We start from the raw sequence: 17,143 nt of genomic DNA, 5'->3' as shown, positions 1-17,143 counted from the left end.
CTCTTAGTTGTCAGAACTTCCGTCGAAATATACGGCGCGTCCGGTACGTGCTGATTCATACACTGCTTCAAGAATCTGGGTAACTACGAAGGCCTGCTCCGGCAGAACCACCGGGTCCTTGTCTTCTCTTACGGCTTCCAGCCACAGACGGGCTTCACGGTCTGCTTCATTCTCTGCAGCTCCGCTGTAGAAGGCGACACCGCCGGAGGACAGGTCCACCTTGGTCTCATACAGGCGGCCGGCACGTTCGCCATTCAGACGCAGCCCGTCCTTCATATCCGCTCCGCCTTCCGTTCCGGCAAGCATGGTCTTGGCTTCACCGAATTCGGACACATTCAGCGCCCAGCTGGATTCAAGTACAATTGTAGCACCGTTCTCCATTGTAATGAAGCCGAAGGCGGAATCTTCAACCTTGAATTGCTCAGGGTCCCACGGACCGAAGGCATTCGCGGCGTTCTTCTTCTGGCCCAGCTTATGGAAAGTGGAGCCTACTACCATACGCGGCTTATAGTTATTCATCAGCCAGAGTGTCAGATCCAGCGCATGGGTACCAATATCGATCAGCGGACCTCCGCCCTGCTTCTCTTCATCCAGGAACACGCCCCAGGTTGGAACCGCGCGGCGGCGAAGCGCAATAGCCTTACCGTAATAGATATCGCCAAGCTCCCCTTCTTCACACAGCCCCTTCAGATATTCACTGTCTGCGCGGAAACGGTTCTGATAAGCAATAGACAATTTCTTGCCTGTACGCTTGGCGGCATCCAGCATTTCCTTAGCCTGAGCAGTGGTCTTGGCCATCGGCTTCTCACACAGCACATGATTGCCGGCTTCCAGTGCGGCAACCGTAATCTCGGAGTGGCTGTCATTCGGCGTGCAGACATGTACGATATCGAATCCGCCCGTTGCCAGTAGCTCACGAAAATCGGTAAATACAGCAGCGCCTTCCGAGCCGTAGGTCTTGGCAGCCTCCTGGGCACGTTCTTCCACGATATCACAGAATGCCACCATTTCGGCATCCTCCTGACGGGCAAGGCTTGGCATATGTTTGCCGTTTGCGATACCACCGCAACCGATAATAGCAATTTTGAGTTTGTTAGACATGAATACTTCCTCCTTGATTCTCGTATGTTTTGATCCAGTTCAAGCTGTCAGCGACACTACCAAGCGGCGAGCGGCTGCAGAAGTCCTGCTCCACCACTGCCCATTCCACACCAGCGCCAGCTGCTGCTTCAATGATCGCAGCCAGATCCACTTCACCTTCGCCGAGTACTACAGTCTCCGGTGAGCCGTCTTCTTTCTTCTTCAGATCCTTGAGGTGGATGATCGGCAGGCGTCCTGCATACTTACGGATATATTCTGCCGGATCATATCCGCCGTAATACACCCAGCATGTATCCATCTCTACTTGAAGCTGCTCAGCAGGCACCGCTTCGAACAGATAATCAAAGGCCGGCTGGCCGTCAACCTTCTCCGTGAATTCAAAATCATGATTATGATAAGACAGAACAGCACCGGCAGCCTTGCATTTCTCGCCGATGGTCCGCAGACCCGCGGCTACCTCCGGCCAGTTCCGTTGTTCTTCTGTCAGATAAGGCACGATCAGATTGCGGTTGCCGATCTCCAGATTGAAGGTGATCTCCTGCTCCGTATCATTCAGCATCGCATCGTACGGACGGTGTGCTCCGACAGCAACAAGCCCTGTCTCTTCAAGCAGCGCCTTCACCTGCCCGGCCGTACGGCCGAAATAGTGGAAGAACTCCACACCGCTGTAGCCCAGCTCGGCTACCTTACGTATAGTTCCCTCGAAATCCTGTTCCAGTTCTTCTCTCAGCGTGTACAGCTGCAGTCCAACCTTAAGCATTGTTATTCCCACTCCTTATATGATCCGGAGTTATCCTGTTCTTGCTGCCGCCGCACTCCCGGTTACCTTCCCTGAAGCGCATCACCTGAACAAACGGGCTGTAAACATTGGAGAACGCAGCGTTCTCATGGTTTCATCCACTGCTTCCAGAGTTTGTAAATGTAGCGATTAGCGCCGCAATACGGCCTTCTCCACATCATTTATATGTTTTTTGCTTAGCTACATGGTAATATGAAAGCGTATATAATAAAATGAATAATATGATTAAAACATGAACAATCTGCTTATCATTTATTAGACTAGGAGGGACACATGACAACATCTGCCGCTTGCCACATTCTATCCGCCGGATTCTCCTTCCACCGCAAACCATTTCATATGTCACGCAGCGAGGGTGTACAGTATTATCTGCTGCGGCTCCAGACTGAAGGGCGCAGCCGCACCAGGGAGAACGGAGCCATTACGACCGTTGAGAGCGGTGATCTCATGCTGTTCGCACCGAATGATCCCTACTACTTGAGTATCGACAAGGAAGTCTATCCCGTCGGCAAGCCGAGGATCGAGAGCGGTGACTATCATATCTTTTGCAGCGGCCCGTGGATTGAAGAATGGTGGGGACGCAAGCAGCGACCGGCGGTACTCCGCCTGCCGATGAGTGATCATATTCTAGGCCTCTTCCGCCAGCTTGTGCTGGAACAGCGCCGCTTGTCGGACTCCTCTCCGGATATCTCTGCTTGTTATCTGCAGATTCTGTGTATGGAGATTGACCGGCTGATGATTGATCAGCCCGCGATCTCACCGAAGGCTTACCTGGCTTACCGGATGAAGCAGTACGTTGAAGAGCACGCCTCTTACGCCTTCCGGCTGGAGGATGTGGCCGCACATGTGGATATCTCTGTCTCCCGGGCGGTTCATCTGTTCAAGGAAGCCTTCGGCACCACGATTGTCAAATATGTAAATGATGTACGGCTGGATATGGCCCGGGAAAAGATTACGTTCAGCCCCATGCCGCTGGAGCATGTCTCCGAGACCTGCGGTTTTGCGAACTATACCTATTTCCACCGGATTTTCCGCAGCCGGTTCGGCATGTCGCCCAAGGAGTACCGTATTCACAGCAGGGCACAGGTATAAGTATTACCCCGCTGCTCCCAGGCATGCAAAAGGAGCGCCATCATGGAAGATCCGCTCCTTGTGTTTGACCTTATTCAGTTGCTGGCGTTTGCCGGGTGTAACTCTGACATGCTGAGAGATGGCCCCGTAATCCTGATTGAGTCTGCGGTTTCTTTCTGCACACCATGTGCCTGAGCGCTCTGCCTTAAGCAGCGCCTTCTGCGTTCTTGTCCGTGCCATAAGCGGCGACACTCCTTGTCAATCGTATATTCAGTGCGGCTGCACTGTCTGTTCAATTTTAACACAATATCTTAATCGCTGCCCGGTACTCTTCACTATAATCATCTCTTACCGCATGTTAGCTCCTTGTTGCCTAAAGCGCGGCTTGCAGTAGAACAGCCTGTTACAGTATCCTTGAGGAGCAAGCTACATACCTGTGATCATAGGAATACAACCGGAAGAATGAGGAGGAACACTATTATGAAATATGATGTGCTGTATGACGGCGCCTTCGCCATGCTTAAGGTCCTGCTGGAGCCGGGCGAGAGCGTTAAGGCGGAGATGGGTGCGATGGTCGCCATGTCACCGAATGTGGAGCTGCGGGGCACCGTGGACGGCGGAATTATGCGCGGCCTGGGCCGCATGCTGAGCGGGGAGAAATTCTTCTTCCAGGAGCTGACCGCCACGCGCGGACAGAGTGAGGTGCTGCTCTCACCCGGTTCCATCGGGGATGTACAGGCCATTGAGCTGGACGGGTCGTACAAGCTGATCGTACAGAAGGACGGCTTCCTGGCGGGAACCCAAGGCATTCAGGTCAATACCAAGATGCAGAATCTGACCCGCGGCCTGTTCTCCGGCGAAGGCTTCTTCATTCTGGAAATCAGCGGCAGGGGCACCGTCTTCCTCTCCTCCTTCGGAGCAATTCACGCCATTAACCTCGGGCCGGGTGAAGAGATGATCATCGATAACGGACACCTTGTAGCTTGGCCGGACTATATGGATTACAAGGTGGAAAAAGCAGCCTCCGGCTGGCTGAACAGCTTAACCAGCGGCGAGGCCCTGGTCTGCCGGTTCCGCGGCGAAGGGGTGATCCTGGTTCAGACCCGCAATCCCGGCAGCTTCGGAACCTGGATCAAATCCTTCGTTCCGAACCGCTCCTAGCAGCGGCATTTCGCAGATTCCTTATACACCAGTGGAAACGGCTTTGCCGTCCTTTTAGGGACGGCACCGTTTCAGCGAGAAATAGAAGGATAAGTTATAGAGTAAAACCTATAACTTCTTATATTAGCAAGAAGGCGCAGGCTGAACTTCAGCCCTGCGCCTTCTGTGCGTTGCAGTTGTGCTTATGAGACGGCGCGGCAGTCCTTGTCGCCCTTGCAGCCGTTCTTTTGACAGCTATTATAGGTGCCTTTGAAATCGAGACGGTGATCAGTCACACTGAAGCCATATTCACGGGCTACCCGCGCCTCCAGCTCCACCAGCCAATCATCCTTGATCTCTTCCAGCTTACCGCATACATTGCAGATCAGGTGATGATGCATATGCACATGATCGTCGTCGCGCAGATCATAACGGGCGACGCCGTCGCCGAAATTCATTTTTTGCACAATATGAAGTTCACACAGCAGCTCCAAGGTACGGTAGACGGTCGCCAGCCCCAAATGCGGGTAACTGCGCTTGACCAGCATATATACCTCTTCCACGCTTAGATGATCCTTCTCATTATCCAGCAGCACCCTCACTATCGCCTCACGCTGTGGTGTAAGCTTATAATTATGAGCCGCAAACTGCTGGCTGATATTTGCCACTCGGTTCACCCGGGTTCCCACCTTTCCGGAAGCAGAACAATTCCCGCAGAATAATTAGTAATCGTTACGATATAAGCATAACAAACTTGCCCGTCAAAGAAAAGTCCTGACACCAGTATAACACCACTTGCCCGTAATAGCCCCCCCTCTGCCGCTCCACGCACAGATAATATTTCTGCCGAAACCGGGTCCGCCCATTCCGAAGTGCCCGCTATCCCCATACTCTATATCAAGATCACATAAAACCTATAGGTGCTTATATTGAAACGAATCTGTAAAAAAGTGAGGATGATCCGGATGGCGAAAGTACAACCTAAGCAGACGCAGCGGCTTGTAACAGCCCGTGTACTGCGCAGCGTAGCTGCGGCCATGCTGCCGTTCTACCGGAAAATTGCCGGAAACCGCAGTTATGCCAGGCAATGGACAACCGCGATTGTCACTGCCGACCTGGACCTGATGGGCAGCTTGCTCCACAGTATCCCCGCACTTGCGGATGCGGAGAATTACGGAACGAACGGGATCGGTTATTTCATCTCTTTCCCTTTCCCGCTGCCTGTTGCCTTCTATACCAATGGCACGACGATTCCGCCGGGAACCGCTCAGTTCACCTTCAATACAGACGCCCACCGCTGCATAGCGCGTTCCATCATCCCGTTGTACCGCGAGCTTGCGGTTAACCGGAGCTTCGCGGAAGCGATGGCTGCCGCCATCCGGCGTAAGGACAACCGGGCGGTAAGGGCGATGGTCCGCAGCCATGTGAAGACAACGTCACTGAAATCCGTAACGATTGAAGAAAGCGGAATAGCCCTGCTGTTCAAGACCAGATTCAGCCGGTACCCCTACCGCAATCTGCTGTTTCAGGAAATGATGTAGCTGGCCGGACCTGTAGACCGGGATACATTCGCTTGCAACCTTTTCTGATCTCATTACGTTAGAGGAGTTGATACAGGCCAAACGGCCCAACCCTATAATAGAGGTGGAATTCAGATGAGTATGAAAAAAAACACGATCGCAGCTATTACAGCAGTAACCCTCCTTTCCTTCTCTCTTGGCGGACAAATTTTCGCAGCCGGCAGCAGCTTCAAAGATATCGGCCAGGTTACCGGTAAGGATAAGATCAACTCTCTGAAGGAGCAAGGCCTGATCAAAGGAATCTCCGACACCCAATTTCTGCCGGCATCCACAGTAACTACAGCGCAAGGGATACAGTTTATCTCCGGCGGTCTCCAGCTTAGCCTGGCAGCGATTGATTTCAATAAGGCACCACAGGCAAGTGCGCTGTTCTCCAAAGTAAAAGACAATGCCTGGTACGCCGAAGCCTTCATCAATGCCCATTATAATGGTGTGAATATCCCGGCCAATATCGATCCGGCCAAGCCGATTACCAAAGAGCTGTATACCAGTATGCTGGTTCAAGCTGTGGAAAAGGCCGGTAACCTGCCGATGATAAATCTTGTCCCAGTTGAACTTACAGATGCAGACGCGCTGGACCCTTCCTATCAGGGCAGCATTCAGCGGGCGCTGAAATACAAGATCACTGCCCTCGATGCCAGCGGCAAGTTCAATCCGAAGAGCAATATTACCCGCGCTGAAGCAGCAGTAATGCTGTATAACACGCTGGACTACTTGAAGTCCGTTAGCGATGGCGGCACACAGAAGTAAAGGAAAGTTGGATTCGTTCATACCGCTTTATCCGCGTATGATAGATAATAGGCTGCCCCGGAAGCCGTTACGGCTAGGGGCAGTCTTGTTTTTTTATTGTATTTGTAATGGAGTATAAATTACGGCGACGCTTAGGAGCACGCTCCGCAAACGGAATGTTGTTCCAATCGCTCTTGCATCCAGATTTTTTTCATTCCCCTAATCGGTGAAAATCCGGATACAAAGGCGACCGCTCCGCTTCTCCACAATCATTCCGCCCGCTCCGCTGTTTAAAGAGGGGAGTTACAAACACGGATTCAAGTGCACTTCTTCGTTTACGTTCGCCTACCACCTCATCTTCGCGTAAACACAATTTATGCTGTTTTTCACATATATTCAGACCGTGTGCCTGCTTGCGAACACAATGTATGCTGTTTTTCACATACATTAGCTCATGAACTGTTGTACCAGCCATTTGCATTCGGTTTTATGCATGTACACTATATCCGCAATGGACAGTAACTATAATTTCCTACAAAACAATAAAAAGACAGACTAGGACTCCCCTCCCGGTCTGCCTTAATATACTCCGTCCCGCAATCACTCTTCCCCGCTGAGCCGGTTCAGGAATTGAAGTGCGCGCGGGTTCTTCGTCTGCTCCAGTACCTCCCGGGGGGTTCCCTGCTCCAGAATGACTCCGTTATCCATCAGGATGATCCGGTCGGCTACATCGGCCGCGAATTTCATCTCATGGGTGACGATAACCATCGTCATCCCCTCCCGGGCCAGCTGCTTGATGACCTTCAGCACCTCGCCGACCAGCTCAGGGTCAAGCGCCGAGGTCGGCTCATCGAACAGCAGCACCTCCGGCGAGACCGCCATGGCGCGGGCTATCGCTACACGCTGCTGCTGGCCGCCGGACAGCTGATGCGGATACGCATCTGCCTTGTCTGCCAGACCCACCTTGTCCAAGAGTGCCAGTGCCTTGCTGCGCGCTTCCTCCTTGGAACGCTTTTGCACCGTGATCTGTCCCTCCATGACATTGCCGATCGCCGTCATATGCGGGAACAGATTATAGGACTGGAACACCATTCCTGTCTGCTGGCGCAGGGACAGTACGGTACGCTGTGGAATTTTGGCGCCCGGGGTGAAATCCAGCTTAATCGTGTTCAGCGTAAGACTGCCCTTGTCAGGGGTCTCCAGCAGGTTGAAGCAGCGCAGCAGCGTGGTTTTGCCGGAGCCGGAAGGTCCGATAATGACCATGACCTGGCCGTGTTCAACGGCGAGATCCACACCTTTCAGCACCGCAAGCGGCCCGAAGGACTTATGTAAATCGCGTATTTCAATCATGCGTATGCCTCCTTAACCTTAACTGGCCGAATACCGGTCCAGCCGCTTCTCCAAGTAATTCTGCAGCGCCGACAACACGGAACAGAACAGCAGATAGAACAACGCCGCTTCGCAATAAAGCAGCAGGGGTTCATAGGAGGTCGCGACAATCTGCTGGGCTTTTCGGAAAATCTCAACATAAGTAATACTGGCCGCAAGCGAAGTATCCTTAACCAGGCTAATAAAAGAATTCGATAACGGCGGAACCGACACACGGGCCGCTTGAGGCAATATCACCCGGCGCAGAGCCTGCTTCCGGCTCATTCCCACCGAGAACGCGGCCTCCCACTGGCCTTTGTGGATAGACAGAATGGCGGCGCGGACAATCTCCGAGGAATAGGCCCCGACACTGAGCGTGAACCCGATGACAGCGGCGATGAATGGATCAAGCACAATCCCGGCGGCGGGCAGTCCATAGAAAATAATAAACAGCTGCACCAGCAGCGGCGTTCCCCGGATCACCCAGACATAGAACCGGGCGATGAGCCGCGGAAGCCTCCAGGAGGACAGCCGGGCAAGTGCCGTAATTACAGCCAGCAGCAGACCCAGGATGAATGATACCAGTGCTAACGGAAGGGTAAAAGCCACCCCTGCTTTGAACAGAGGCAGCAATGAATCGAGAAATATTTGTATTTGGCGGTCATCCATCATTTCGATACGTCAGTGCCGAAGTACTTCTCGGAGATCTTAAGGTAGGTTCCGTCGCTCTTCATATCGGTCAGTGCTTCGTTCACAGCCTGCACCAGCTCGTCATTCCCTTTCAGGAAGACTGCGGCACTATGCGAGCCTTCGGCAATCTCATCCACCTGCTTGATCTTGACATCCGGCTTCTGCTTCTTCAGATCTAGGAAAGACAAGCCGTCATTGACAGTGGCGTCAATCCGTCCGGAGAGCAGCAGATCAATCGCCTGGTTGAAGCCTTCGGTAGATACGATCTCGGCACCGTTGTCTGTGGCGATTTTGCCGAGGTTGCTGGTGAGCGACTGGCCGGCTTTTTTACCCTTGAGATCAGCAAATGTCTTAATATCCTGATTATCCTCCGGCACGATCAGCACAGCCTTGGAGACAATATACGGATCGGAGAAATCATATTTCACTTTGCGCTCATCGGTGATAGAGACTTCATTAAAAATCACATCGAAGCGCTTCGCATCCATCCCGGCAAAAATCCCATCCCATTGCGTCTCAATGAACTCCGGCTTCACACCCAGGCGCTTGGTGACTTCTTCGGCGATCTCGACATCGAAGCCCGTCAGCTTGCCGTCTGCATCATGGAAGGTGAACGGTGCGTAGGTCCCTTCCGTTCCGATGCGCAGCTTGCCGCTGGCTTTGACGGCTTCCAGGCTGTTCTGCTCCCCGGAAGCTGCACCCTCTGTAGCCGCAGCCGTAGGTTCAGCCGGAGTGTTGCCGCCCGTTGCTGTCTTGTCCGTATTGTTGCTTCCGCAAGCCGCAGCCGTGACCATGGTCAGGAGCAGCATAATAGTTAGACTTAGTTTTTTCATTCGATGAATCCCCTCTCGTATCTTCTATTGTATTGATTTTCCATAGCTTAGCTTGCCCCAAATTCTGCTCCTGCATCAGGATATTCAGAACAGAAATCAACAAAAAAAAGCGACCCTCCGGCAAAAGGAGAATCGCTGCTCTATGGATGTTACAAGCTCTGCTTCTGTGTGGGCATAGCTATACGTGCATGATTTCCGGTGCCGCCTTTTCCTTGGAACGCTCAGCTCCGGAATGGCGGCCCCGGCGCAGCAGCAGTCCAAGGACCGCACCGCCAAGTGCGACAAACATCATAATGTGGAACGTGTCCGCGAAGCCCTGCGACAATACCGTCTGCTTAGCCAGCAGCAAGGCATCCTGCGAAGCGCCTGCGGTACTCTTTCCGGCAGCGGCAGCGGCCTCCTGCATCTCGGTACCGCGCGCCGTTGTTCTTGCCGTCAGAATCGTAACCAGCGTCGAGACGGCCAGCGAGGTAATCACCTGCTGCATCGAATTCGTCAGCGAGGTTACCCGGTTCACCAGATGACTTGGTGCCTTGTTGAGCAGATGCGTATTCATCGGCATCATCATCATACCCATTCCGGCCCCGCACATGATCAGCGGAAGGATCAGGTCGCGGCTCTGCGTGGTAAGATCCACATGGGAATACTGGAATAACGCACCGGAGACCAGACTGAGACCGCAGACCACGAGCCAGCGCACACCGATCCGGTCGAACAAGATTCCGGCAACCGGCATCATCAGCCCGGAAGCGATCGCTTGCGGCAGCAGCGTCAGGCCGGTATCAAATGCGCCGAAGCCGCGGGCCTGCTGCAGAAATTGCGGGAGCAGGAATAACGCGCCATATAAGCCGAACTGGGCAATCCACTGCACGATGATCCCTGTCGTGAAATCAACGGATTTCAGAATCCGCAGCTCCAGCAGCGGTGTCTTGGAGCGCAGTTCAGCGATGACAAAAGCGATCAGCGCCACAGCGCCCAGCAGCAGCCCGATCAGCGTCTTCTCAGAGGTCCAGCTCTGCGCGCCCTGGCTGACCCCGTAAGTGAGCGAAGCAAACGCCAGCGGGCCAAGAACCATACCGAGCTTATCCATGCCGGGCACGCTGTTCTTCGCCGCATTCGGCAGCTTGCGCAGTCCGATCAGCACAGCAATGATGCCAATCGGAATATTAATGAGGAAGATCCAGCGCCAGGAATGGTATTCAACCAGCCAGCCCGACAATACCGGACCTATAGCGGGTGCGAACAGGACGGGAATACCCATAATCCCCATGACAACTCCAACCTTACTTTTGGGGGCCAGTCTGTACACATAGGCCATCCCGACAGGGAGCACACAGCCACCGCCAAGTCCCTGAATGACCCGGAAAACAATCAGCCATTCGGCGCTGCTTGGTGTAGCGCACAGAATCGAGCCTATCGTAAACACAATTACCGCCGTCAGGAAGACCGTCTTGGCCCCGAACCGGTCAGACAGCCAGCCTGACAGCGGAATAACTGAAGCCTGAGCCAGCATATATCCGGTAACTACCCACTGCAGCGTATGCAGGTCCGTCTTGAAATCCACCACCAGCCTGGACAAGGCTACATTCATCGCCGTACTGTCCAGCACAACCATAAATACTCCGGCAATAATGGCCAGCAGCGGAACCAGAATGCTGGACAGCCGGAAATCGGCTTCCTGCTTCAAGGTCTGATCCATGTCTCTTCTCCTCCTGAGCTGTCCGCGTTCAACATTGACCTGCGGGCAGATTGTTCTATATAATGAGTGAACGGACAACTGTCCGTAAGTGCAATTCATAGTCTACGGACAATTGTCCGTTGTGTCAATTCTTTTATTTATTTTTCTGTAAATCGCTGATTTATTTCTGAAAGGGGTTCTCATGAAAAAGCCAGACACCGATGCTGCACAGCTCCCGCGCTCAGCTCCGCAAGCCAAAGAATCCGCTCCGCCCGAGTCCGCCGATCCTTATGTACAGCGGATTCTTGAAGCTGCCCGCCAGTTGTTCACCGAGAGCGGACTTGAGGCAGTCAGCATGTACAGCATTGCCAAGCGGGCAGGCATAGGACAAGGCTCCCTGTACCGCCGCTTCACGGACAAGGGTGAGATCTGTTCTGCACTGCTGAAGGGCAGCACAGATCAATTCCTGTCCGGGCTGGAGCAGCAGGTGGCTGCCAGTGCCGGTGAAGCTCCGGCTCTCGCTCAGCTGCAGAGCAGCATTGAGCAGATTGCCGATTTCATTGAGCAGTATGCTGAGCTGCTGAATATGATCAAAGCCGAGTTCACCGGTAAGAAGCAGCTGACCCAGTTTGAGCATCCTTTTTTTCAGCGGCTGGGGGTGATGATGACAGAGCTGCTGCAGCGTGCTGCGGAGGGCGATGAGATTATTGACATTGATCCTGCCTTTGCGGCCACGGCCTTAATCTCTGTCCTCAGCCCTGATCTGTACCTGTATGAGCAAAAGCGGCACCACTCCTCCAAGCTGGACATCTCCCGGGGCATCGTCACCTTGTTCGTGACCGGTCTGGCGAAGCGCTGACCGCCTGCTCTTTACAAGAGGGGAATTTGTGGTATATTAAGTAGCAATTACGAATTCAATAACACCTGTTAATTCACTAGGGGAGTCGGCCGACTGAGACGGAGCTTAAGCTTCGGACCCTTTGAACCTGATCTGGATCATACCAGCGGAGGGAAGTGGAGCAGAATGTATCAGTGGTTCCCGTCACAGGGCCGCAGCCGACTGTACCTTCCGCCCCATTCATTGCCTCCGGGAATGAATGGGGCTTTTTTGTGCTCCGCGCAGGTTCTACTTCAATCCGGGGAGGCTTGTACATAGTCTTATGATCAACATTAGCAATCTATCCTATGCTTTCGGGACCGGTTCGTCCCGGACACCCGTCTTCTCAGGGCTATCCATGAATGTGCAGCGCGGCGAATTCATTTCTGTCGTAGGCGGAAGCGGATGCGGCAAAAGCACCTTGTTCAAAATCATCGCCGGCCTGCTGGAGCCGGACAACGGCAGGATTACGCTGAACGGAGCCGAGTCCGCTACAGCAGCGAAGAGGCTGGGCAGTGTGGCCTACATGCCGCAGCAGGATCTTCTCCTGCCTTGGCGGACCGTAATGGACAATTGTCTGCTGCCTTGGGAACTCAAGCGCAGCCGTCCCAAAGCGGCCGCCGTGGCCGAGATTCGTACCCTGCTGCAACGCTTCGGCCTAGAGGGAACCGAAGGGGCTTATCCCCAGGAGCTGTCCGGCGGGATGCGCCAGCGCGTGGCGGTACTCCGCACCGTGGCGGCGGGGAATGACCTGCTGCTGCTCGATGAGCCGTTCGGGGCGCTCGATGCCATTACTAAGCGCTCACTGCAGCGCTGGCTGCTCGAGTTATGGGCGGAGCTGGACAAGACGGTGCTGTTCATCACCCATGATCTGGAGGAGGCTCTACTGCTCAGTGACAGAATCTATCTAATGACGGGCAGTGGCGGCGGCGGGATGCAGGAATTCCCAGCCGGTCTACCCCGTCCGCGCCATCACAGTCTGAACTATCTACCGCAGTTCGCCGCCCTGCGCCAGGAATTGGAGCTGAAGCTATATGAGAACCGCCGCTCCTAGAAGATTGCTCCAGCACTACGGTCCGGCTTCCCTGCTCGCCCTGCTGACGCTTGCCGGCTGGGAGACTGTAGCCCGGCTGGGCCTGGTTCCTCCCTTCATTCTTCCGGCTCCGTCTGCGGTCTGCAAGGCCTTGCTGGAGGAACGCCGCCTGTTATTCGGGGTGCATCTGCCGGCTACACTGCTTGAGGTACTCACGGGCTTCGCACTGTCTGTGGTCTGCGGCTGCCTGCTGGGAGTCGCCATGCACCTGTTCAGTCCGCTGGCCAAGGCGCTGTACCCGCTGCTGATCATCAGCCAGACGGTTCCGCTGATCGCGCTCTCTCCCCTGTTCATCATGTGGTTCGGCTACACCCTATGGAGTAAGGTCGCCGTTGTCTTCCTGACCGCTTTCTTCCCGGTGGTCATCGGCACCTATGACGGCTTGTCCAAGAACACGGACGCCTACCGGGAGCTGCTGCTGACATATGGCGCGAACCGTTGGCAGATTCTCGGGAAGGTGGGCGTTCCGCTGGCCCTGCCCTCTTTTTTCTCCGGACTGAAGCTGTCGGCTGTGTACTGTGTGATCGGTGCAACCATCGGGGAATGGCTTGGAGGCAGCCAGGGGCTGGGCTATTTCAGCCGCAGAATGGCAGGGAATCTCCAGAGTGCCAAGATGTTCGCCGCTGTTGTCTTGTTATCCGTGCTCGGTATCCTGCTGTTTCTGGCTGTCGCCGCACTGGAGAAGATTATTCTGAAGAAAAGAGGACGTTATTCATGACTACTATCCGCTATTTCCGTTATCTGCACCATGCGATTTCAAGGCCAACCGTTCTACTGTCTGCTCTGCTGCTCTGTATGCTGCCCGTCCTGGCAGGCTGCACCAATACGAACAGTCCGGCGGCCTCCGGCTCCCCGGCGGGGACTACAGCCACTTCTGAAGCTGGGACTGGAGCCGAAGGCGCAGTCCATAAGCTGACGATTATGCTTGACTGGTATCCCAATGCTGTCCACTCTTTTTTGTATGCGGCAGAGGCTGAAGGCTATTTCGCTGAGGAAGGTCTGGAGGTTGATATTCAGATGCCGGCCGATACCAATGATGCGCTGAAGCTTGTTGCTGCGGGAAAGGTGGATCTGGCACTCAGTTACCAGCCGCAGGTATTGATGGCACGGGGGGAGCAGATTCCGGTCAAGTCGATTGCTGCGCTGGTGCGCCACCCGCTGAATCATCTCATGGTAGCTGCAGACAGCGGCATTACCCGCCCGGGAGAGCTGTCCGGCAAGCAAGCCGGATATTCCTCCGTCCCGTTGTATGAAGCCATGCTGAACACGATGGTCAAAAGCGACGGCGGGGACCCTTCCTCCCTCAAGCTGGTGGATGTCGGCTATGAGCTGATCCCTGCTCTCTCCACCGGACGGGTGGATGGCATTATGGGCGGGTTCATCAACCATGAGCAGCTGATTCTGGAGCAGGAAGGCCATCCGGTCCGCTCTTTCAATCCTGTGGATTACGGGGTCCCGGATTATTATGAGCTGGTGCTGGTCGCCAGTGAGAAGGGACTGCAGGATTCACAGGGCTTTTATCACAAATTCGTGGATGCCATCAGAAAAGGCCAGCAGTATACTGCCGATCACCCGGATGAAGCGCTGAAGCTGCTGCTTACCCATCAGGAGGATACCGCACCGCTGGATGAAGCCATTGAGCAGCGCAGTCTGGAGATCCTGCTGCCGCTGATGGATGCCGGTTCCCAGCCCTTCGGCTATCAGGACAGCGCATCATGGGAGAAGGTGAACCAGTGGCTGAGCGAGAACGGTCTGCTGGCTGCCGAAGTGGATGTTAAGAATGCTTTTATTAATTTTTAATTACATCTTTCAGGAGGAATTCATATGTCTTATCTGTCAAAAGTACGCCAGGCGAACCCGCTGGTGCATAATATCACGAATATCGTAGTTGCTAACTTCACAGCTAATGGGCTGCTGGCCCTGGGAGCTTCGCCGTTCATGGCCGATGCCATTGAAGAAGTAGCGGATGTCGCCGCCATGTCCGGCGCGGTTGTGCTGAACATCGGTACACTGAATGAAGCTGCCATTGCTTCCATGATCGAAGCCGGAAAGGCTGCGAACCGCCACCATGTACCGCTCGTGCTTGATCCCGTTGGAGCCGGTGCTACCGCCTACCGCACGGATGTTACAGCTAAGCTGCTCAGTGAGCTACAGCTTACTGCGCTGCGCGGCAATGTGGCCGAGGTTGCCAATGTGGCCGGGGAGAGCTGGGCTAGCAAAGGCGTGGATGCCGGAGCAGGCGAGGGCGATGTAGTAGCTCTAGCCATTAAAGCAGCGCAGAAGCTGAACTGTGTCGTAATTATCACCGGCAAGGAAGACATCATCACAGATGGCAAGCGCACTTATATCGCCAGCAACGGGCATTCCATCCTGACCCGGGTAACCGGAACCGGCTGTCTGCTCAGTGCGGTGGTGGGTGCATTTCTTGCCGTAAGCGGCGGGGAGGTGCTTGAGGCGGCGGCCGAGGCCCTCTCCTTCTACGGCGTGGCAGCAGAGCTTGCCGCTGAGGCGGCTGAAGCCCAAGGTCCGGGCAGCTTCCAGACCTTGTTCCTGAATCAATTGTCACTAGTGACCCCGGAGCAATACAGCAGCCGCTCACGGCTGAAGCTGCTCGAAGCCTAGAAAGCGCACCTCAAAGGAGAGAACAAGATGACTAGCATACGCAAAGCGTTGACCATTGCCGGCTCTGACAGCGGCGGCGGGGCCGGGATTCAGGCGGACTTGAAGACGTTTCAGGAGCTGGGGGTGTACGGCATGTCTGCACTTACTGCACTCACCGCCCAAAATACATTAGGAGTCCAGGGCGTCTATCCGATGGAGCCGGAGACCGTTGCAGCCCAGTTAGATTCGATCGGCAGTGATCTGCCGCCGGATGCCATTAAGACAGGGATGCTGTTCAGCAGTGACATTATCCGCGTGGTTGCCAGTAAAGTGCAGCAGTACGGCTGGCAGCAGAAGCTGGTGATCGATCCGGTCATGGTCGCCAAGGGCGGCTCACAGCTGCTGCTCCAGGAGGCAGTACAGGCGCTGATTACAAGCCTGCTTCCTCTCTCGCTTGCCATCACCCCCAATCTTCCAGAAGCAGAGATGTTGACAGGTATGAAGATTGAGAGCCGGGAAGACCGGGAACAGGCGGCAAGACTGCTTCATCAGATGGGACCCGAGTACATTATCTTGAAAGGCGGACATGACTCCTCAGGAGATGAGGCCGTGGATCTGCTCTATGACGGACGGGAATTCCAGTATATGTCCAGCCCGCGGATTGCGACGAAGCATACTCACGGAACCGGCTGTACCTTCTCGGCTGCGGTGACGGCGGGTCTTGCGCTGGGCCGCTCCATGCCTGAAGCGGTCCATACCGCCAAGGCCTTCATTCAAGCGGCGATTGAGGATAGTCTGAATATCGGGGCCGGGCAGGGGCCGACGAATCATTTTGCTTATGGGAACCGGATGAGATCAAGGGGGATACCGCTATGACACGGATAGACATCGAGGATATGCGCAGACTGCTGAAGCTGTACTTCATTATGGGCAGTGTGAACTGCCGCCAATCACCCGAGGACACTTTAACCGCTGCTGCCGCTGGGGGCATCACTCTGTTCCAATTCCGGGAAAAGGGTCCTGCTGCGCTCAAGGGTGCCGCACTGCTCCGTCTAGGGCAACAGCTCCGGCAGATCTGCCGGGCCTATAACATCCCGTTCATCGTGAACGATGATCTGGAGCTTGCCGCTGCGCTGGATGCCGATGGCATTCATGTCGGCCAGGATGATCTGCCTGCCAGGCTGATCCGGGAGCAGCTCGGTGAGCATAAGATCATCGGAGTCTCCGCACATAATCTGACGGAGGCCCGGCAGGCTATCGCGGACGGCGCCGATTATCTCGGAGTCGGTCCTGTCTATCCTACTTCGTCCAAGGATGATGCCCAGGCCGTCCGGGGAACTACTGTCATAGAAGAGCTAAGACGAAGCGGCCTGAGCATTCCTGTGGTGGGAATCGGCGGCATCACCCTGGAGAATGCCCCACCGGTAATCCGGGCGGGTGCGGATGGTCTCTCCATCATCTCGGCCATTGCCGGAGCTGAGGATATACGCGAGACTACGCGTAGATTCGCGCAGCTCGTCACCGCTCCTTCTTCATAATTTAAAACCAGGCACGCTGCGGGTGGAACGATGCTGGTGGAACAA

General features: G+C 54.7%; 19 protein-coding genes and 1 riboswitch. Of the genes, 11 read left to right on the top strand and 8 right to left on the bottom strand.

The features are described from left to right. Nucleotides 1-3: 3 nt before the first annotated feature. Entirely contained in the window at nt 4-1,101 is a 1,098-nt protein-coding gene (locus tag MKY12_RS12600; RefSeq protein WP_036729132.1) for a Gfo/Idh/MocA family oxidoreductase, read from the bottom strand. Next, nucleotides 1,094-1,861, bottom strand: coding sequence for a sugar phosphate isomerase/epimerase (locus MKY12_RS12595; protein WP_339313970.1), 768 nt, complete (start codon nt 1,859-1,861; stop codon nt 1,094-1,096). The genes MKY12_RS12600 and MKY12_RS12595 overlap by 8 nt, the downstream gene beginning before the upstream one ends. A 312-nt stretch (nt 1,862-2,173) precedes the next feature. Between MKY12_RS12595 and MKY12_RS12590 the strand changes: the two genes are divergently transcribed. Then, complete coding sequence (locus tag MKY12_RS12590) at nt 2,174-2,992, top strand: helix-turn-helix domain-containing protein (RefSeq protein ID WP_036729137.1); 819 nt, start codon at nt 2,174-2,176, stop codon at nt 2,990-2,992. 3 nt (nt 2,993-2,995) lie between these two features. On the opposite strand, the gene MKY12_RS12585 is transcribed toward MKY12_RS12590, so the two are convergent. After that, nucleotides 2,996-3,211: a hypothetical protein gene (locus MKY12_RS12585; protein ID WP_036729140.1), complete on the bottom strand. Its 216-nt coding sequence runs from the start codon at nt 3,209-3,211 to the stop codon at nt 2,996-2,998. Between the two features lie 240 nt (nt 3,212-3,451). Here MKY12_RS12585 and MKY12_RS12580 point away from each other — a divergent pair, with 240 nt between their 5' ends. Continuing rightward, the gene (locus tag MKY12_RS12580) at nt 3,452-4,132 is read left to right on the top strand and encodes a TIGR00266 family protein (RefSeq protein WP_036729143.1); all 681 of its coding nucleotides are present in this window, start codon (nt 3,452-3,454) and stop codon (nt 4,130-4,132) included. A gap of 182 nt (nt 4,133-4,314) precedes the next feature. On the opposite strand, the gene MKY12_RS12575 is transcribed toward MKY12_RS12580, so the two are convergent. Then, nucleotides 4,315-4,788: a transcriptional repressor gene (locus tag MKY12_RS12575; protein ID WP_036729146.1), complete on the bottom strand. Its 474-nt coding sequence runs from the start codon at nt 4,786-4,788 to the stop codon at nt 4,315-4,317. Between the two features lie 288 nt (nt 4,789-5,076). Between MKY12_RS12575 and MKY12_RS12570 the strand changes: the two genes are divergently transcribed. Together MKY12_RS12570 and MKY12_RS12565 are read left to right on the top strand one after the other, a co-directional pair. After that, complete coding sequence (locus MKY12_RS12570) at nt 5,077-5,652, top strand: hypothetical protein (protein WP_036729149.1); 576 nt, start codon at nt 5,077-5,079, stop codon at nt 5,650-5,652. A gap of 114 nt (nt 5,653-5,766) precedes the next feature. After that, nucleotides 5,767-6,441, top strand: coding sequence for an S-layer homology domain-containing protein (locus MKY12_RS12565; RefSeq protein ID WP_036729152.1), 675 nt, complete (start codon nt 5,767-5,769; stop codon nt 6,439-6,441). A gap of 579 nt (nt 6,442-7,020) precedes the next feature. Here the strand turns inward: MKY12_RS12565 and MKY12_RS12560 are convergent. The 4 genes from MKY12_RS12560 to MKY12_RS12545 all read right to left on the bottom strand — a co-directional run bounded on the left by MKY12_RS12560 (nt 7,021) and on the right by MKY12_RS12545 (nt 11,010). Then, nucleotides 7,021-7,770, bottom strand: a complete 750-nt coding sequence (locus MKY12_RS12560) for an amino acid ABC transporter ATP-binding protein (protein ID WP_036729154.1) — start codon at nt 7,768-7,770, stop codon at nt 7,021-7,023. Between the two features lie 18 nt (nt 7,771-7,788). Beyond that, entirely contained in the window at nt 7,789-8,457 is a 669-nt protein-coding gene (locus MKY12_RS12555) for an amino acid ABC transporter permease (RefSeq protein ID WP_036729156.1), read from the bottom strand. Beyond that, nucleotides 8,457-9,311 (bottom strand): amino acid ABC transporter substrate-binding protein, encoded by an 855-nt coding sequence (locus MKY12_RS12550; RefSeq protein WP_339313969.1) that lies wholly within the window; start codon nt 9,309-9,311, stop codon nt 8,457-8,459. The genes MKY12_RS12555 and MKY12_RS12550 overlap by 1 nt, the downstream gene beginning before the upstream one ends. A gap of 178 nt (nt 9,312-9,489) precedes the next feature. Then, nucleotides 9,490-11,010 (bottom strand): DHA2 family efflux MFS transporter permease subunit, encoded by a 1,521-nt coding sequence (locus MKY12_RS12545; protein WP_339313968.1) that lies wholly within the window; start codon nt 11,008-11,010, stop codon nt 9,490-9,492. Nucleotides 11,011-11,191: 181 nt separating this feature from the next. Between MKY12_RS12545 and MKY12_RS12540 the strand changes: the two genes are divergently transcribed. From MKY12_RS12540 to thiE, 7 genes are all read left to right on the top strand, one after another. Then, the gene (locus tag MKY12_RS12540) at nt 11,192-11,848 is read left to right on the top strand and encodes a TetR/AcrR family transcriptional regulator (protein ID WP_339313967.1); all 657 of its coding nucleotides are present in this window, start codon (nt 11,192-11,194) and stop codon (nt 11,846-11,848) included. Between the two features lie 68 nt (nt 11,849-11,916). Further along, nucleotides 11,917-12,019, top strand: a riboswitch (TPP riboswitch). Between the two features lie 130 nt (nt 12,020-12,149). Continuing rightward, nucleotides 12,150-12,920 (top strand): ABC transporter ATP-binding protein, encoded by a 771-nt coding sequence (locus tag MKY12_RS12535; protein ID WP_339313965.1) that lies wholly within the window; start codon nt 12,150-12,152, stop codon nt 12,918-12,920. Next, the gene (locus MKY12_RS12530) at nt 12,901-13,677 is read left to right on the top strand and encodes an ABC transporter permease (RefSeq protein ID WP_339313963.1); all 777 of its coding nucleotides are present in this window, start codon (nt 12,901-12,903) and stop codon (nt 13,675-13,677) included. The genes MKY12_RS12535 and MKY12_RS12530 overlap by 20 nt, the downstream gene beginning before the upstream one ends. Continuing rightward, nucleotides 13,674-14,759, top strand: a complete 1,086-nt coding sequence (locus MKY12_RS12525) for an ABC transporter substrate-binding protein (protein ID WP_339313961.1) — start codon at nt 13,674-13,676, stop codon at nt 14,757-14,759. The genes MKY12_RS12530 and MKY12_RS12525 overlap by 4 nt, the downstream gene beginning before the upstream one ends. A gap of 18 nt (nt 14,760-14,777) precedes the next feature. Continuing rightward, entirely contained in the window at nt 14,778-15,581 is an 804-nt protein-coding gene (gene thiM / locus MKY12_RS12520; protein WP_339257454.1) for a hydroxyethylthiazole kinase, read from the top strand. 27 nt (nt 15,582-15,608) lie between these two features. Next, complete coding sequence (gene thiD / locus MKY12_RS12515) at nt 15,609-16,436, top strand: bifunctional hydroxymethylpyrimidine kinase/phosphomethylpyrimidine kinase (protein WP_339256191.1); 828 nt, start codon at nt 15,609-15,611, stop codon at nt 16,434-16,436. Continuing rightward, a complete protein-coding gene (gene thiE / locus MKY12_RS12510) occupies nt 16,433-17,098 on the top strand; it encodes a thiamine phosphate synthase (RefSeq protein WP_339256189.1) in 666 nt (221 codons plus the stop codon). Before thiD ends, thiE begins: the two co-directional genes overlap by 4 nt. The last annotated feature ends 45 nt before the right edge of the window (nt 17,099-17,143 follow it).

It is taken from the genome of Paenibacillus sp. FSL M7-0896, assembly GCF_037975415.1.
In the GTDB taxonomy this organism is placed as follows: domain Bacteria; phylum Bacillota; class Bacilli; order Paenibacillales; family Paenibacillaceae; genus Paenibacillus_AQ; species Paenibacillus_AQ silagei.
The sequence above is the reverse complement of the archived record's forward strand: the minus strand, read 5'-3'. Positions and strand labels throughout refer to the sequence as shown.

Coding starts and splice junctions, on each gene's coding strand:
- MKY12_RS12600 (WP_036729132.1), bottom strand. CDS start 1,101: ATGTCTAACAAACTCAAAATTGCTATTATCGGTTGCGGTGGTATCGCA.
- MKY12_RS12595 (WP_339313970.1), bottom strand. CDS start 1,861: ATGCTTAAGGTTGGACTGCAGCTGTACACGCTGAGAGAAGAACTGGAA.
- MKY12_RS12590 (WP_036729137.1), top strand. CDS start 2,174: ATGACAACATCTGCCGCTTGCCACATTCTATCCGCCGGATTCTCCTTC.
- MKY12_RS12585 (WP_036729140.1), bottom strand. CDS start 3,211: ATGGCACGGACAAGAACGCAGAAGGCGCTGCTTAAGGCAGAGCGCTCA.
- MKY12_RS12580 (WP_036729143.1), top strand. CDS start 3,452: ATGAAATATGATGTGCTGTATGACGGCGCCTTCGCCATGCTTAAGGTC.
- MKY12_RS12570 (WP_036729149.1), top strand. CDS start 5,077: ATGGCGAAAGTACAACCTAAGCAGACGCAGCGGCTTGTAACAGCCCGT.
- MKY12_RS12565 (WP_036729152.1), top strand. CDS start 5,767: ATGAGTATGAAAAAAAACACGATCGCAGCTATTACAGCAGTAACCCTC.
- MKY12_RS12560 (WP_036729154.1), bottom strand. CDS start 7,770: ATGATTGAAATACGCGATTTACATAAGTCCTTCGGGCCGCTTGCGGTG.
- MKY12_RS12555 (WP_036729156.1), bottom strand. CDS start 8,457: ATGGATGACCGCCAAATACAAATATTTCTCGATTCATTGCTGCCTCTG.
- MKY12_RS12550 (WP_339313969.1), bottom strand. CDS start 9,311: ATGAAAAAACTAAGTCTAACTATTATGCTGCTCCTGACCATGGTCACG.
- MKY12_RS12545 (WP_339313968.1), bottom strand. CDS start 11,010: ATGGATCAGACCTTGAAGCAGGAAGCCGATTTCCGGCTGTCCAGCATT.
- MKY12_RS12540 (WP_339313967.1), top strand. CDS start 11,192: ATGAAAAAGCCAGACACCGATGCTGCACAGCTCCCGCGCTCAGCTCCG.
- MKY12_RS12535 (WP_339313965.1), top strand. CDS start 12,150: ATGATCAACATTAGCAATCTATCCTATGCTTTCGGGACCGGTTCGTCC.
- MKY12_RS12530 (WP_339313963.1), top strand. CDS start 12,901: ATGAGAACCGCCGCTCCTAGAAGATTGCTCCAGCACTACGGTCCGGCT.
- MKY12_RS12525 (WP_339313961.1), top strand. CDS start 13,674: ATGACTACTATCCGCTATTTCCGTTATCTGCACCATGCGATTTCAAGG.
- thiD (WP_339256191.1), top strand. CDS start 15,609: ATGACTAGCATACGCAAAGCGTTGACCATTGCCGGCTCTGACAGCGGC.
- thiE (WP_339256189.1), top strand. CDS start 16,433: ATGACACGGATAGACATCGAGGATATGCGCAGACTGCTGAAGCTGTAC.